This window comes from Streptomyces asoensis, assembly GCF_016860545.1.
Lineage (GTDB): Bacteria > Actinomycetota > Actinomycetes > Streptomycetales > Streptomycetaceae > Streptomyces > Streptomyces asoensis.
On record NZ_BNEB01000005.1, the window covers coordinates 2,857,486 to 2,872,516 of the forward strand.

14 protein-coding genes are annotated in these 15,031 nt (G+C 72.2%); 8 read left to right on the forward strand and 6 right to left on the reverse strand.

Annotated elements, in window-relative coordinates:
• Positions 1-609, forward strand: coding sequence for a TetR/AcrR family transcriptional regulator (locus tag Saso_RS35120; RefSeq protein WP_189919865.1), 609 nt, complete (start codon positions 1-3; stop codon positions 607-609).
• 123 nt (positions 610-732) lie between these two features.
• Here Saso_RS35120 and Saso_RS35125 read toward each other — a convergent pair whose 3' ends face one another.
• Complete coding sequence (locus Saso_RS35125; protein WP_229901194.1) at positions 733-1,791, reverse strand: family 2 encapsulin nanocompartment cargo protein polyprenyl transferase; 1,059 nt, start codon at positions 1,789-1,791, stop codon at positions 733-735.
• A gap of 50 nt (positions 1,792-1,841) precedes the next feature.
• Positions 1,842-3,248: a family 2B encapsulin nanocompartment shell protein gene (locus tag Saso_RS35130; protein WP_189919869.1), complete on the reverse strand. Its 1,407-nt coding sequence runs from the start codon at positions 3,246-3,248 to the stop codon at positions 1,842-1,844.
• 175 nt (positions 3,249-3,423) lie between these two features.
• On the opposite strand from Saso_RS35130, the gene Saso_RS35135 reads away from it, so the two are divergent.
• Entirely contained in the window at positions 3,424-4,308 is an 885-nt protein-coding gene (locus Saso_RS35135) for a 1-aminocyclopropane-1-carboxylate deaminase/D-cysteine desulfhydrase (protein WP_189919871.1), read from the forward strand.
• Positions 4,309-4,383: 75 nt separating this feature from the next.
• Here Saso_RS35135 and Saso_RS35140 read toward each other — a convergent pair whose 3' ends face one another.
• A complete protein-coding gene (locus Saso_RS35140) occupies positions 4,384-5,982 on the reverse strand; it encodes a Na+/H+ antiporter (protein ID WP_189919873.1) in 1,599 nt (532 codons plus the stop codon).
• A 60-nt stretch (positions 5,983-6,042) separates the two neighbouring features.
• Between Saso_RS35140 and Saso_RS35145 the strand changes: the two genes are divergently transcribed.
• The 3 genes from Saso_RS35145 to Saso_RS35155 all read left to right on the forward strand — a co-directional run bounded on the left by Saso_RS35145 (position 6,043) and on the right by Saso_RS35155 (position 8,169).
• Positions 6,043-6,303, forward strand: a complete 261-nt coding sequence (locus Saso_RS35145) for a UBP-type zinc finger domain-containing protein (protein WP_189919875.1) — start codon at positions 6,043-6,045, stop codon at positions 6,301-6,303.
• 343 nt (positions 6,304-6,646) lie between these two features.
• Positions 6,647-7,060, forward strand: a complete 414-nt coding sequence (locus Saso_RS35150; protein ID WP_020130755.1) for an ATP-binding protein — start codon at positions 6,647-6,649, stop codon at positions 7,058-7,060.
• Positions 7,057-8,169 carry an RNA polymerase sigma factor SigF gene (locus Saso_RS35155; protein ID WP_189919877.1) on the forward strand — a complete coding sequence of 371 codons (1,113 nt, stop codon included), beginning with the start codon at positions 7,057-7,059 and terminating at the stop codon, positions 8,167-8,169. Before Saso_RS35150 ends, Saso_RS35155 begins: the two co-directional genes overlap by 4 nt.
• 30 nt (positions 8,170-8,199) lie before the next feature.
• On the opposite strand, the gene Saso_RS35160 is transcribed toward Saso_RS35155, so the two are convergent.
• Positions 8,200-8,640, reverse strand: a complete 441-nt coding sequence (locus Saso_RS35160; RefSeq protein ID WP_189919879.1) for a hypothetical protein — start codon at positions 8,638-8,640, stop codon at positions 8,200-8,202.
• Between the two features lie 148 nt (positions 8,641-8,788).
• Between Saso_RS35160 and Saso_RS35165 the strand changes: the two genes are divergently transcribed.
• Positions 8,789-9,757, forward strand: a complete 969-nt coding sequence (locus Saso_RS35165) for a diacylglycerol/lipid kinase family protein (protein WP_189919881.1) — start codon at positions 8,789-8,791, stop codon at positions 9,755-9,757.
• A 319-nt stretch (positions 9,758-10,076) separates the two neighbouring features.
• On the forward strand, positions 10,077-10,334 hold the full coding sequence (locus Saso_RS35170; protein ID WP_006380970.1) for a WhiB family transcriptional regulator: 258 nt from the start codon (positions 10,077-10,079) through the stop codon (positions 10,332-10,334).
• Positions 10,335-10,612: 278 nt separating this feature from the next.
• Here Saso_RS35170 and Saso_RS35175 read toward each other — a convergent pair whose 3' ends face one another.
• A complete protein-coding gene (locus tag Saso_RS35175) occupies positions 10,613-12,088 on the reverse strand; it encodes a sensor histidine kinase (protein ID WP_189919883.1) in 1,476 nt (491 codons plus the stop codon).
• A 533-nt stretch (positions 12,089-12,621) separates the two neighbouring features.
• On the opposite strand from Saso_RS35175, the gene nagB reads away from it, so the two are divergent.
• Positions 12,622-13,407 carry a glucosamine-6-phosphate deaminase gene (gene nagB, locus Saso_RS35180; protein ID WP_189919885.1) on the forward strand — a complete coding sequence of 262 codons (786 nt, stop codon included), beginning with the start codon at positions 12,622-12,624 and terminating at the stop codon, positions 13,405-13,407.
• Between the two features lie 89 nt (positions 13,408-13,496).
• Here the strand turns inward: nagB and Saso_RS35185 are convergent, their stop codons facing one another.
• Positions 13,497-15,023, reverse strand: a complete 1,527-nt coding sequence (locus Saso_RS35185; RefSeq protein ID WP_189919887.1) for a glycoside hydrolase family 3 protein — start codon at positions 15,021-15,023, stop codon at positions 13,497-13,499.
• Between the last annotated feature and the right edge of the window lie 8 nt (positions 15,024-15,031).

Genomic DNA, 15,031 nt, shown 5'->3' on the forward strand with positions numbered 1-15,031 from the left:
ATGGCCGGAAATCCGGAGCGCCGGGCGGCCCTGGTGGACGCCGGGGTCGAGGTGCTCGCACGGGAGGGCGCGCGCGGGCTGACGTTCCGCGCGGTGGACGCGGCGGCGGCGGTCCCGGTGGGCACCGCCTCGAACTACTTCACCGGGCGCGACGACCTGCTGCGGCAGATCGACGCCCGGCTGCACGTCCGGCTGGCGCCCGACCCCGAGGTGCTCGGCGCGCTGATGGCCAGGCCCCGGGACCGCGCCCTGGTCACGGCGTTCATGCACGACCTGACGGCCCGCGCGACCCGCGACCGGACGGGCTACCTGGCCCTGCTGGAGATGCGCCTCGAAGCGACCCGGCGCCCCGAACTGCGCGCCTCCTTCACCACCTCCGTGCGCGGCGATCTCCAGGAGGGCATGGACTTCCACCGCGAGGCGGGGCTGCCCGGCGGCGACGCGACCGTGGTCGTCCTCTACCTGGCGATGCTGGGCATGCTCCTGGAACACCTCACCCTGCCGGACGTCCTGAACGACGTCCTGCCCGGGGTGACGGTCCCAGAAGGCTTGGTCGAACAGATCGTGGCCATGGTGGTGCCGGACGGCCCGGAGGCGGCCTCCAAGTAGAACGCGCGCCTCGGGCGCGGGAGCCGGAGGGCAGCCCCGGGGCCGGAGCCGAGTCCGCCCCCGGGGCCGAAGCCGGCCGCGGGGGCGGATCGCGGCTGTCCGGGTGCCGGAGCCGCGGAGCGCTCAGTTGCTGCGGCGGGTCACGAACTCGGCGAGACAGAGCAGGCCGCCGGCCGATTCCGGGTCGGGGATCGCCCGGGCCAGTTCGTGCATCGCCCGGGCCATCCGGTCGGCCGCCTGCTCCTGCGCCCACTCGCGGCCGCCGGCCCGTTCGACGGCCAGCAGCGTGCGGTCCAGGTCGGCCGGCTCGTACGGCGCCGCGTACAGCTCGGCCAGCTCACCCGCCGCCGGGGTGCCGGAGGTCAGCGCGGCGACCACCGGCAGGGACTTCTTGCGGGCGGCGAGATCCGCTCCGGCCGGCTTGCCGGTGTGCAGCGGGTCTCCCCACAGCCCGATGACGTCGTCGATGAGCTGGAAGGCGAGCCCGGCCTGTCTGCCGAACGCGTCCAGCGCCTCCACGTCCTCCTCGGCCGCTCCCGCGTACAGCGCGCCCACCGCACAGGCGCAACCCAGCAGCGCTCCCGTCTTGGCCTCGGCCATGACGAGCACCTCGTCGAGGGTGATGTCCGCGGGGCCGCGTCTCTCCATCGCCGTGTCCGCCTGCTGGCCGGCGCAGAGCTCGACCACACAGGCCGCGACCCGTGCGACGGCCGCCGCGGACGCGGGATGCGGGTCGGCGGCCAGCAGTCCCAGGGCGAGGGCCTGGAGGGCGTCCCCGGCGAGAATCGCGTCGGCGTCGCCGAACACGGTCCAGGCGGTGGGGCGGTGCCGGCGCGTGGTGTCCCGGTCCATCACGTCGTCGTGCAGCAACGTGAAGTTGTGGACCAGTTCGACCGCGGCGGCCGCCCGCAGGGCCGCCGCCCGGGCCGCCGGGCCACCGAGGGCGGTGGCCGCGGCGAGCACCAGGGCGGGGCGGATCGCCTTGCCCGCGTTGCCCGCCGCCGCGGTGCCGTCCGCGTGCTCCCAGCCGAAGTGGTAGAGCGCGACCCGGCGCATCGAGGCGGGCAGCAGATCGATCGCGGCGCGCAGTTCGGGGTCGACCGACGCCCGGGAGCGCTCCAGGATCGCCGCCGCCTCGTGCGTGTCCACCGGTACCCGACCGCTGTCGCCCTGGCTGCCGATGGACCCCCGCCTTTCGCGTGCCCCGCTGCGCTGATCCCGGACGGCGGACGTCACCGCCAGCGGCCGATCTCGACGTTCTCCAGGACGCCCAGCGCGTCCGGCACCAGGACGGCGGCCGAGTAGTACGCCGTGACCAGGTATTTGATGATGGCCTGTTCGTTGATGCCCATGAACCGCACGGACAGGCTCGGCTCGATCTCGTCCGGGATGCCGGACTGGCGCAGGCCGATGACGCCCTGGTCCTCCTGGCCCAGACGCAGCGCGATGATCGAGCTGGTGCGGGCCTCGGTGACCGGGATCTTGTTGCACGGGTAGATCGGCACCCCGCGCCAGGTCGGGATCCGGTTGCCGCCGACGTCGATGCTCTCGGGGACCAGCCCGCGCTTGTTGAGCTCGCGGCCGATCGCGGAGATCGCGCGCGGGTGGGCGAGCAGCATCTTGGTGCCGCGGCGCCTGCTGAGCAGTTCGTCCAGGTCGTCCGGGCTCGGCACGCCGTCGTGCGGCTGGAGCCGCTGGTCGTACTCGCAGTTGTGCAGCAGTCCGAACTCGCGGTTGTTGACCAGCTCGTGCTCCTGGCGCTCCTTGAGCGCCTCGACCGTCAGCCGCAGCTGCTGCTCGGTCTGGTTCATCGGCTGGTTGTAGAGGTCGGCCACGCGCGAGTGGATGCGCAGCACGGTCTGGGCGATGCTCAGTTCGTACTCGCGCGGCCGGGCGTCGTAGTCCACGAACGTGTGCGGGATGTCCGGCTCGCCGGCGTGGCCCGCGGCGAGGTCGACCTCCTTCTCGCCGTACTTGTTGGTGCGCTGCTCCGGGATCGCGCGCAGCTGCTGGAGGTGTCCGCGCAGGGTGTCGGCGCGTTCCGCGACCTGTTCGACGTCCTGCCGGGCCAGGACCAGCACCGTGCAGGCCGTGTCCGCGCGGGCCGTGTACTCCCAGATGGCGTCGGCGTCGAGCAGGGCCGCCTCACCGAAGTAGGCGCCGTCGGCGAGGACGCCGAGCACCTGGTCGTCGCCGTAGGGGCCGGTGCCGACCTTCTCCACGCGGCCGTGCGCCAGGAGGTAGACCTCCTCGGACGAGCTGCCGAAGGAGGCGATCACCTCGCCCGGGGCGAACTCGCGCTGCCGGCAGCGCTGGGCGAGTTCGCCGAGCACCTCCTCGTCCTCGTAGGAGCGCAGTGCGGGCAGTTCGCCCAGCTCCGCCGGGATGACCTCGACCCGGTCGCCGGTCTTGACGAACGTGATGCGGCCGTCGCCCACCGCGTACGTCAGACGCCTGTTGACCCGGTACGTGCCGCCCTGCACATCCACCCAGGGCAGGGTCCGCAGCAGCCAGCGGGAGCTGATCTCCTGCATCTGCGGCGCGGACTTGGTCGTGGTGGCCAGGTTCCGCGCGGCCGCGGTGCCGAGACTCTGCTGCGGCTTGCCCGAATCCGTGCGGACCTCTTCGCCTACCGACATGAGAAATGCCCTCCCGATCCGTGCACCGGGCGCCGAACTGCGCCGGTGCACTTCGTTCACGCGGCAAGCCTTCCATCACGGTGTGTGCTCGTGCTATTACCCGAAAGAGCGGGAATGGATCAACCGGGCGCTGGGAACAGGCACGATTCCCCGAACGGTGTTCGACAATGGGCGGGTGACCGACCTGCGCCCCCGCCTGCCGTCCCCGCTGCGGGAAGTGTCCGACGACCGGTTCGCACGGCACGGGGTACGGCTGCTGCTGAAGCGGGACGACCTGATCCATCCGGAGCTGATCGGCAACAAGTGGCGCAAGCTCGCGCCCAATCTGGAACGGGCGGCGGGGCGGACGCTGCTCACCTTCGGCGGCGCCTACTCCAACCACCTGCGGGCCACGGCCGCCGCCGGCCGGCTCCTGGGCCTGCCCACGGTGGGGGTGGTGCGCGGGGACGAGCTGGCCGGGCGGCCGCTGAACCCCTCCCTGGCCCGGTGCGCGGCCGACGGCATGCGCCTGCACTTCGTGGACCGCCCGACCTACCGCCGCAAGACGGAGGCGGACGTGCTCGCGACGCTCCTGGAGCGGGCCGGCGCACCGGACGCGTACGTCGTCCCGGAGGGCGGCAGCAACGCGGCGGCGGTCCGCGGCTGCCGGGCGCTCGGGGAGGAGCTGCGCGGCCGTACCGACGTCGTCGCGCTCGCCTGCGGCACCGGCGGCACTCTCGCGGGGCTGGCCGCCGGGCTCGCCCCCGGCCAGCTGGCCCTGGGCATACCGGTCCTCAAGGGCGGTTTCCTGGGGGACGCCATAGCGGCGCTCCAGGACGAGGCCTTCGGCGGCCGGCGGGGCGAGTGGCGGCTCGACGAGCGCTTCCACTTCGGCGGCTACGCCCGGGTCACCCCCGCCCTGGAGGCCTTCGCGTCGGATTTCGAGCGACGCCACGGCGTGCCCGTCGAACGTCTCTATGTCGCCAAGTCGCTCTTCGGCCTTGCGGCCCTCGCCGAGGAGGGGGCCTTCCCGCGCGGGACGACGGTGACGGCCGTGATCACCGGCCGCCCGTTCCCGTGACGCCGGGCACGGGGGGGGCACGGCGGCACCCGCCCGTCCCCGGCGGCCACGCACGCGTGCCGGCCCGCGGCGGGCCTACGCCGCCTCCCGGTAGGCCGCCGCCTCCTCCAGGTCCAGTCGGCGCAGCAGCGTGCGCAGCATCTCGTCGTCGATGTAGCGGCCGTCCCGCAGTCGGACGAACATCTCGCGCTCGGCGCTGATCATCTCGCGTGAGAGACGGCGGTAGGTGTCGTCGACGGTCTCACCGGTGACCGGGTTGACCTGCCCGAGGCGCTCCCAGACGGCGTTGCGGCGGCGCTCCAGGACGCTGCGCAGGCGGTCGGCGAGCGGCGGCGGCAGGGCGTTGCGTTCGTCGGCCAGCAGCGCGTCCAGACGCTCCTCGGCGACCCGGGAGGCCTGCGCCTGCGCGTTGGCCTCGGCGAGCGTCGCCGCCTGCGGATCGGGCTCGGGGAACTTCAGGAGGCGGATCAGCGGCGGCAGGGTCAGCCCCTGGACGACCAGGGTGCCGATGACGGTGGTGAAGGTGAGGAAGAGGATGAGGTTGCGGTAGGGGAAGGGCGCGTCGCCGTGGTCCACGGTGAGCGGGATCGAGAAGGCGATGGCGAGCGAGACCACGCCCCGCATCCCGGCCCAGGCGATGACGATCGGCCCCCGCCAGGTGGGGTTCTCCTCCCGCGCGCGGATACGCGCCGACATCAGCCGGGGCAGGAAGGTCGCGGGATACACCCACAGGAAGCGGGCCACCACGACCACGACGAAGAGGGCGACGGCGTACCAGGCGGCGTCCAGGCCCTCGTAGGCGCCGAGGCCCTTCAGGACGACGGGGAGCTGGAGGCCGATCAGCGCGAACACCGCGGACTCCAGGACGAAGGCGACCATCTTCCACACGGCCTCCTCCTGGAGGCGGGTCGCGAAGTCCACCTCCCACGCGCGGTGGCCGAGGTAGAGCGCGACGACGACCACGGCGATGACACCGGAGGCGTGGAACTGCTCGGCGGCCGCGTACGCCACGAACGGGATCAGCAGGGACAGCGTGTTCTGGAGGAGGGGCTCCTTGAGATGGGTGCGCAGCCAGTGCAGCGGCGCCATCAGGACGAGGCCCACGGCGGTCCCGCCGACCGCCGCGACGAGGAACTCCTCGATGCCGCCGGCCCAGGAGGCGCCCTCGCCGACGACGACCGCGAGGGCCACCTTGTAGGCGGTGATCGCGGTGGCGTCGTTCAGCAGCGACTCGCCCTGGAGGATCGTGGTGATCCGCGAGGGCAGCCCGACCCGGCGTGCCACGGCCGTCGCCGCGACGGCGTCCGGCGGCGCCACGACCGCGCCGAGGACCAGCGCCGCCGTCAGCGGCAGCCCGGGCACGATCAGGTAGGCGGCCCAGCCGACGGCGAAGGTCGCGAAGAGCACGTACCCGACCGAGAGCAGCGCCACCGGCCGCAGCTGGGCGCGCAGGTCGAGGTACGAGCTGTCGGTGGCCGACGTGTACAGCAGCGGGGGCAGCAGCAGCGGCAGCACGACGTCCGGGTCCAGGGTGTAGTCCGGAACCCCCGGTACGTAGGACACCACCAGGCCGACCGCCACCAGCAGCAGCGGCGCCGGCACCGGTGTGCGCCGTGCAGCCGCCGCGAACGCCGCGCTGCCGGCCACCAGCAACAGCAGTGGCATCACGTCCATGTCTCGCCCGCCCTCGTTTTTCCGCGCGGTCCTCCGCACGCCCGTCGTAATCTGGCAATCATGAAACAGTGCACGCACTCCGACGCGCTGCCCCACCCCGAACCCGTCCCTCTCGGTGAGACGTGTCCGGAGTGTCTGCGGGACGGCACCCACCCGGTGCAGCTCCGGCTCTGCCTGACCTGTGGCCATGTCGGCTGCTGCGACTCCTCGCCGAGCCGGCACGCGACCGCGCACCACAACGAGTCCGGCCACCCGGTGATGCGGACCTTCGAACCCGGCGAGAACTGGCGGTGGTGTTTCGTGGACCACGTCCTCGTATGAGGAGACCATGTCACGTACGGCCGGTCCCCGTCCGGTCCCGCCGCCCGTGAACCATCGGGGCGGGGCGACCGTTGAACTCATGAGACGTCCCGGCCGTCCGGCGGGTACGGTTCGACCGTCTGACGTCTGGGTACGTCAACCCGGCGCGCCCTCTTCCCATTTGGGCCGACGGACCCTCTAGACACGGAGCGTGTTCACAGCTTTACTGTGAGTGACGTCAGGGGGTTGGGGTCCCGGGGACAGAAACCTGGGAGCGCGATAGCGTCACCGCTGCACCACACACGGCGTTACCCCGGGGGGCGACCCTCGGCTCCGAACAGCTTGTACCACCTTGGAGGTGAGGGTGTCCCAGATCGCAGGCGAGCCCGCGACCCAGGACTTCGTGGAAGTCCGGCTGCCGGCTGCGGGTGCCTACCTGTCGGTGCTGCGGACGGCCACGGCCGGTCTCGCGGCCCGTTTGGACTTCACCCTGGACGAGATCGAGGACCTCCGCATCGCGGTGGACGAGGCCTGCGCGATCCTGCTCCAGCAGGCCGTGCCCGGCTCGGTGCTCAGTTGCGTCTTCCGGCTCGTCGACGACTCGCTCGAAGTGACCGTCTCCGCGCCGACCACGGACGGACACGCCCCCTCGCGGGACACCTTCGCCTGGACCGTCCTGTCCGCCCTCGCGGGCAAGGTGTCCTCCGCCGTCGACGAGGACAAGACCGTGACGATCAGCCTCTACAAACAGCGCGGCGCGGGACCCGGGCCGGCGTGAGGGACGGGGACGGGCCGGTGCGGGACGAAGAGCGCGGCACACGGGAGCTGCCGGCCGACAACGCCGAGATTCCCGTCTCTCCGGACGGTTCCCGACACATGGCGGACGGGGTCGACGGCATTCCCGAGCAGGCCCGGCCGCATCCGGAGGACGACGCGTCCTTCGTGCGGGCGGCTCTGCCGGAGGGTGCCGCGCAGGGCTCGCCCCGGGAGAGGCGGATCGGGGGCTCGCCCCCGGGCCGAGCAGAGGCGAGGGCTCGACAGAGGGCGACGGGCGGGACAATGAGCGAGCACGAGCGAGACGGCGAACAGAGCGTGCCGGGCGCACGGCAGGAACCACCGGCATCCCCCGCGCCGGGGGACCGCAGCGGAGCACGGGCTATGTTCGTCGAGCTGCGCAAGCTCCAGGACGGCAGCGTCGAGTACGCGGAGATGCGCAACCAGCTGGTCCGGATGCATCTGCCGCTCGTCGAGCACCTCGCGCGGCGCTTCCGCAACCGCGGCGAGCCGCTGGACGACCTCACCCAGGTCGCCACCATCGGCCTGATCAAGTCGGTCGACCGCTTCGATCCGGAGCGTGGCGTGGAGTTCTCCACGTACGCGACGCCGACGGTCGTCGGCGAGATCAAGCGGCACTTCCGTGACAAGGGCTGGGCGGTACGGGTGCCGCGCAGGCTCCAGGAGCTGCGCTTGGCCCTGACCACGGCGACGGCCGAGCTGTCGCAGCTGCACGGCCGCTCCCCCACGGTCCACGAGCTCGCCGAGAAACTGGCGATCTCGGAGGAGGAGGTCCTGGAGGGCCTGGAGTCCGCCAACGCGTACTCCACCCTCTCGCTGGACGTGCCCGACACCGACGACGAGTCGCCGGCGGTCGCGGACACCCTGGGCGCGGAGGACGAGGCGCTGGAGGGCGTCGAGTACCGGGAGTCCCTCAAGCCGCTCCTGGAGGACCTCCCGCCGCGCGAGAAGCGGATCCTGCTGCTGCGGTTCTTCGGCAACATGACCCAGTCGCAGATCGCGCAGGAGGTCGGCATCTCGCAGATGCACGTCTCGCGTCTGCTGGCCCGCACCCTGGCCCAACTGCGGGAGAAGCTGCTCGTCGAGGAATGAGGCGGCGGAGGACCGGCGCGGCAGCGGCGACTACTCCGACGCGCGGCCCGGTCCCCGGATCCCGAGGGCCCGGGTCGTCTCCTTGTTGACCAGCAGCACGAGCGAGGCGACGGCGGCCGCGGCGAGCGCGATGCCCGCGGGGATCGCCATGCTGTCGGCCTGGAGCAGGTTGTAGGCCACCGGCAGCACCATGATCTGCGTCATGACGGCGGGGCCGCGGCTCCAGCCGCGCAGGCCCAGCAGTCCGCGGGCGGCGAGCAGCGGCAGCAGCGCGAGCACCATCAGCGTGACCCCGCCGGTGACGGCCTGGCTGCGGTCGTCCGGGTCGCCGCTGATCCCGAGGACCAGCATCCACAGGCCGCCGACGACCAGCGCCAGCCCCTCCAGCGCGACGAGCGCGGCGGCGTACGTCAGCCGGCGCGGGCGGGAGAGAGGGGTCTCGGGGGCGTCGGGAGTCCGGTCACTGCTCACCCCTGAAGGGTAGCCCGCGCCCTCCGCCGGTGTCCCGGACCGCGTGTCCGCACGGGCGCGGCGCCCGTGTCGAGGCTCACGGTCGGATCTCTTACCCGATCCCCACCTGGCCTGTGCCCGGTACCACCCAGTAGGTACGCTGCAACTCATGCGTGCACTTCTCGTGGTCAATCCGGCGGCAACCACTACCAGTGCACGGACGCGCGACGTCCTCATCCACGCGCTCGCGAGCGAGATGAAGCTCGAGGCGGTCACCACGGAGTACCGGGGGCACGCGCGCGATCTGGGCCGGCAGGCCGCGGACAGCGGGAACGTCGACCTGGTGGTGGCCCTCGGCGGCGACGGCACGGTCAACGAGGTCGTCAACGGACTGTTGCACGCCGGGCCCGACCCCGAGAACCTTCCCGGGCTCGCGGTGGTCCCCGGCGGCTCCACCAATGTCTTCGCCCGCGCCCTGGGGCTGCCCAACGACCCCGTCGAGGCCACCGGCGCACTGCTGGACGCCCTGCGCGAGAACACGGAGCGCACGGTCGGGCTGGGCCTGGCCGCCGGGACGCCGGGCACGGAGGACGAGGCGGTGCCGTCGCGGTGGTTCACCTTCAACGCCGGGCTCGGCTTCGACGCCGGAGTGGTGGGAAGAGTGGAGCAGCAGCGTGAGCACGGCCGCAGATCCACCCATTCCCTTTACATCCGCCAGGCCGTCCGCCAGTTGTTGGGTGAGTCACAGCGCCGGCACGGGTCGATCACCCTGGAGCGGCCGGGTGCGGATCCGGTGACCGATTTGGTGCTGTCCATAGTCTGCAACACGGCTCCGTGGACCTATCTGGGCAATCGCCCGGTGTACGCGTCGCCTAAGGCCTCGTTCGATACCGGGCTCGACGTACTCGGTCTCAGCCGCCTGTCCACGGCCTCGGTTGCCCGATATGGCACCCAGTTGCTCACTTCGTCCCCCGACCGGGGCCCGCACGGAAAGCACGCGGTCTCACTGCACGACCTGGACCGGTTCACCTTGCATTCGAAGGCCCCTCTGCCCCTTCAGATGGACGGTGACCACCTGGGGCTGCGAACAAGCGTGACGTTCACAGGCGTACGCCGTGCACTGCGTGTGATTGTGTGAGCAGAAAGGGCTGAAGTCCTTTCACTCGAACGTTTAGGCCAGGATCCACCCCATGGAAGTACGGCTGTGACCTAGTCGACACCGAGGAATCAAAAAAAACTTTCCGGTAGGGGTTGTATCCGCCGCTGAGGTTTGCGAGTCTCTACGTGGCGATCGGGACAGCCCGCAACACCGGCATCCACTGATCACCGGAACCCCTCTTCAAACAACAGGACCGCGCCGGGCAACCTGGCTGGTGGCCCTTCACTTGTTGAGGGATTCGTGAAAGCGTTCACATTCACAAGCAACTTGCACGTAATACCAAGGAGAGGTAGCAGCCATGGACTGGCGTCACAACGCCGTTTGCCGCGAGGAAGACCCCGAGCTCTTCTTCCCCATCGGCAACACCGGTCCTGCGCTGCTGCAGATCGAGGAAGCCAAGGCCGTCTGCCGTCGCTGCCCGGTTATGGAGCAGTGTCTGCAGTGGGCGCTCGAGTCCGGTCAGGACTCCGGCGTCTGGGGTGGCCTCAGCGAGGACGAGCGTCGCGCCATGAAGCGCCGCGCCGCCCGCAACCGGGCCCGTCAGGCCACCGCCTGACAACACCCGCCCCGCAAGCCTCAGCTTGGCGGCGCGTGTGCCTGCCGGCCTGACAGGGCCGACAGCGAGTACGCATCTCCCGCCCCCGAGCCGCAGCGCGCAGTACCCCCGATGCGCAGCACATGCTGGCAACGAGCATTCGAGCCCCGGACCCCTGAACGGTCCGGGGCTTCTTGCTGTCCGGCGCCCGCGCCCGTCCGGTGTCCGTAACACGCGGTGTCCGCAACACGCGGCGCCCGCACCACCTGGCGCCGGCGATCGCCCGCGCCGCCCGTGCGCTATTTCTGCGCGCGCACCGGGATGTCCAGGATCACCTGCGTGCCGCGCTCCGGCGCCCGGACCATGTCGAACGTGCCGCCCAACTCGCCCTCCACCAGCGTCCGTACGATCTGGAGGCCCAGGTTGCCCGAGGTGTGCGGATCGAACCCGTCGGGCAGGCCGACGCCGTCGTCCTGGACGGTGACCAGGAGACGGCCCTCCTTCGTGGTGCCGCCGCGCACGGCCGAGACCTCGACGGTGCCGGTGTCGCCCTCGGTGAACCCGTGCTCCAGGGCGTTCTGGAGGATCTCGGTGAGGACCATGGACAGCGGGGTGGCCACCTCGGCGTCCAGGATGCCGAAGCGGCCGCTGCGCCGCCCGGAGACCTTGCCCGGGGAGATCTCGGCGACCATCGCCAGCACCCGGTCGGCGATCTCGTCGAACTCGACCCGCTCGTCCAGGTTCTGAGACAGCGTCTCGTGCACGATGGCGATCGAGCCGACCCTGCGGACCGCCTCCTCCAGGGCCTCCCGGCCGCGCTCGGACTCGATGCGCCGGGCCTGGAGGCGCAGCAGGGCCGCCACGGTCTGGAGGTTGTTCTTCACCCGGTGGTGGATCTCCCGGATGGTGGCGTCCTTTGTGATCAACTCACGCTCGCGGCGGCGCAGTTCGGTGACGTCGCGCAGCAGCACGAGCGCGCCGATGCGGGTGCCCTTGGGCTTGAGCGGGATCGCCCGGAACTGGATGACGCCGTCCCTGGCCTCGATCTCGAACTCGCGGGGCGCCCAGCCGCTCGCGACCTTGGCGAGCGCCTCGTCCACGGGACCCCGGGTCGGGGCTAGTTCGGCGGTGGTCAGGCCGAGGTGCTGGCCGACCAGGTCGGAGGCCAGGCCCATGCGGTGGTAGGCCGACAGCGCGTTCGGGGAGGCGTACTGGACGATCCCCTCGCCGTCCACCCGGATCAGGCCGTCGCCGACGCGCGGTGCGGCGTCCATGTCCATCTGCTGGTCGGGGAACGGGAAGGAGCCGGCCGCGATCATCTGCGCGAGGTCCGAGGCGCTCTGGAGGTAGGTGAGCTCCAGGCGGCTCGGGGTGCGCACGGTGAGCAGGTTGGTGTTGCGGGCGATGACCCCGAGGACGCGCCCCTCCCGTCGCACGGGGATCGACTCCACCCGGACGGGGACCTCCTCGCGCCACTCCGGGTCGCCCTCGCGCACGATCCGCCCCTCGTCCAGGGCGGCGTCCAGCAGGGGGCGGCGCCCGCGCGGGACGAGGTGGCCGACCATGTCGTCCTGGTACGACGTCGGGCCGGTGTTCGGCCGCATCTGGGCGACCGAGACATAGCGGGTGCCGTCCCGGGTGGGCACCCACAGGACCAGGTCGGCGAAGGAGAGGTCGGAGAGCAGCTGCCACTCCGAGACCAGCAGGTGGAGCCACTCGAGGTCGGAGTCGTCGAGTGCGGTGTGCTGGCGTACGAGTTCGTTCATGGAGGGCACGTCTGCGAGCGTACCCGCGGGTCTGTGCGTGGCCTAAACCCGTCGGCGGCGCGCGGGGCTGCGGCCTGGCCCGGAAACACCCGCGGGCCGCGGCGCCTGGGAGGGACCCTCAGCCCTACCCGGCACCGCAGCCCGGAGCAGTATCGGCCGCGGGGTGTGCGGTCCCGTCGGCCGAAGGGTGAGGAACCGGGGCAGTCAGGGCAGAGAGCTCCGGGTCCTCGGTCCGCCTTCCTGTGCGGGGAAGACGGAAGTTCTTCGGTTCTTTCCCTTCCCATTGTGGACTAGACCACTGGAGGTGTCCATGCGTGGAAGGGTTGTTCGTCGTGGCGGGTCTTCGGACGCTCTTACATCCACAACGCAGCCTAGCCTGTGCGGGTTCCCGCGCGGGGCCCGATACGGCAGGCATTTTCCGCTGTCCGCCGTGCGGACGCCCCGGACGGAAACGGCCGGCTCTGTTAGATTGACCTCTGGATTGGTCTAAACCACATAGCCCTTCCGGGCCCCCCGAGCCCCTCTCAGAACGGCAGGCCAGCGTGGAAGTTGTCATCGTTGCGGACGCCCGGTCGGGCGGCGAACTCATCGCCGAGGCCATGGCCCAGCTCCTGCGGCGCAAGCCCCGGGCCCTGCTCGGTGTGGCCACCGGCTCCACCCCGCTGCCCGTCTACCAGGCACTCGCGGCCCAGGTGCGCGCCGGGGGCGCGGACACCGCGCGGGCGCGGATCGCGCAGCTCGACGAGTACGTGGGGCTGCCCGCCGAGCACCCGGAGTCCTACCGTTCGGTGCTGCGCAGGGAGGTGCTCGAACCGCTGGGCATCGGCACGGAGGCGTTCCTCGGCCCGGACGGCACGGCCGAGGACGTGCAGGCCGCGTGCGCGGCGTACGAGGACGCGCTGGCCGCGGCAGGCGGGGTCGACCTCCAGCTGCTCGGGATCGGCACCGACGGACACATCGGGTTCAACGAGCCGTGCTCCTCACTGCGCTCGCGGACCCGGATCAAGACGCTGACCGAGCAGACCCGGGTCGACAACGCGCGGTTCTTCGACGGGGACATCGAGCAGGTGCCGCACCACGTCATCACGCAGGGGATCGGCACCATCCTGGAGGCGCGGCACCTGGTGCTGCTCGCCACCGGCGAGGGCAAGGCGGACGCGGTCGCGGCGACGGTGGAGGGGCCGGTCGCGGCCGTGTGCCCCGCGTCCGCGCTCCAGCTGCACCCGCACGCGACGGTCGTCGTCGACGAGGCCGCCGCGTCCAAGCTGAAGCTCGCGGACTACTTCCGCCACACGTTCGCGAACAAGCCCGCGTGGCAGGGCATCTAGGCCTCGCCTCCTGCCCGGCGGGGCCGTCCGTAGGACTACGAGGCCGCCCGGTCCTCTGAGGGAGCCGGGCGGCCTCGTCGTGGTGACGCTCAGGCGTGCGGGCCGCCCGCGACGACCTCCGCCGCCGCGGTGCCGCACACGCGGGCCGCGCCGTACGTGGCGATGTGCAGGGCGCCCCGGGGCGGGGCCTGGGGGACGCCCATCTCCACGACCACCGTGTCCGGGCGGGCCGTCAGGAGGGTGTCCAGGGCCGCCGCCATCCAGGGGTGGCGGTGCTCGTCGCGGACGACGGCGACGATCCGCCGCTCCCCCGCCGCGGCCAGCGCCTCGTGTCCCGCGCCGGCGCCCGAGAAGCTGTCCGTCCGCGTCCCCGGCAGCAGCCGGGCGAGTTCCGCCGCGACGCCCCAGGGGGTCTCGTCACCGACGGCGATGTTCGCGACCGGGGTGAGCGCGGCGACGTACGGGGCATCGGTGAGCGGGGTGAAGACGTCCCCGCCGGTGAGGCGCAGGGCCCGGCGGGCTGCGATCAGCCCGACGTCCGCCCGCACGGCGCCCGGACCGGCCGGTCCCGGCCGCTCACCGGTGCCGGCCGCGGCCGTGCGCCCGGGAGCGGTCCAGCGGGCGAGCTCGCGGACCCGTCGCGCCGCGTCCGCGAGGCGCTGCTCGGGAAGTTCCCCGGCGCGGACGGCGGTGATCAGGGCGTCGCGCAGGCGCCGTACCGTCTCGTCGTCCGCCAGGCCGCCGCCCACGCAGATGGCGTCGGCGCCGGCCGCGATGGCGAGCACGCTGCCGCGTTCGATGCCGTAGGTGGCGGCGACGGCCTGCATCTCCATGCCGTCGGTGACGATCAGGCCGTCGTAGCCGAGTTCCTCGCGCAGCAGGGTGGTCAGGACGCGCGGGGACAACGTTGCCGGGCGGGCCGGGTCCAGGGCGGGCACCAGGATGTGCGCGCTCATCACCGCGCGGCTGCCGGCGGCGATGGCGGCGCGGAACGGGGCCAGCTCGCGTTCCGCCAGGACCGCCGGGTCGGCGTCGATGCGTGGGAGGGCGTGGTGGGAGTCGACGGCGGTGTCGCCGTGGCCCGGGAAGTGCTTGGTGCAGGCCGCCACGCCCGCCGACTGGAGGCCGGTGACGTACGCGGCGGTGTGCCGGGCGACCAGGTGCGGGTCGGCGCCGAAGGAACGGACGCCGATGACCGGGTTCGCGGGGTTGGAGTTCACGTCGGCGGAGGGCGCCCAGTTGAGGTTGACGCCGCACCGCGCGAGGCGGCGGCCCAGCTCGGCGGCGACCTCCTGGGTGAGCGAGACGTCGTCCACCGCGCCCAGGGCGTGGTTTCCGGGGAAGCTGGAGCCGGTGCGCACCTCCAGGCGCGTGACGTCTCCGCCCTCCTCGTCGATCGCGACCAGGACGTCGTCCCGCTCGGCGCGCAGCTGCGCGGTCAGTGCGGCGAGTTGTTCGGGCGAGGCGATGTTCCTGCCGAACAGGCCCACCGACGCCAGGCCCTCGCCCAGACGGCGCAGCAGCCAGTCGGGGGCGGTGGTGCCGGGGAATCCGGGTTGCAGGACCGTCAGGGCGTCACGGGTGAGAGTGTCGGTGCCGCTGGCGATTGTCGTCATCGGGGGCG

Bases quoted from the DNA above. Each gene is read 5' to 3' on its own strand.
- Saso_RS35120 (WP_189919865.1), top strand. From the start codon at position 1: ATGGCCGGAAATCCGGAGCGCCGGGCGGCCCTGGTGGACGCCGGGGTC.
- Saso_RS35130 (WP_189919869.1), bottom strand. From the start codon at position 3,248: ATGTCGGTAGGCGAAGAGGTCCGCACGGATTCGGGCAAGCCGCAGCAG.
- Saso_RS35140 (WP_189919873.1), bottom strand. From the start codon at position 5,982: ATGGACGTGATGCCACTGCTGTTGCTGGTGGCCGGCAGCGCGGCGTTC.
- Saso_RS35145 (WP_189919875.1), top strand. From the start codon at position 6,043: ATGAAACAGTGCACGCACTCCGACGCGCTGCCCCACCCCGAACCCGTC.
- Saso_RS35165 (WP_189919881.1), top strand. From the start codon at position 8,789: ATGCGTGCACTTCTCGTGGTCAATCCGGCGGCAACCACTACCAGTGCA.
- Saso_RS35170 (WP_006380970.1), top strand. From the start codon at position 10,077: ATGGACTGGCGTCACAACGCCGTTTGCCGCGAGGAAGACCCCGAGCTC.
- Saso_RS35185 (WP_189919887.1), bottom strand. From the start codon at position 15,023: ATGACGACAATCGCCAGCGGCACCGACACTCTCACCCGTGACGCCCTG.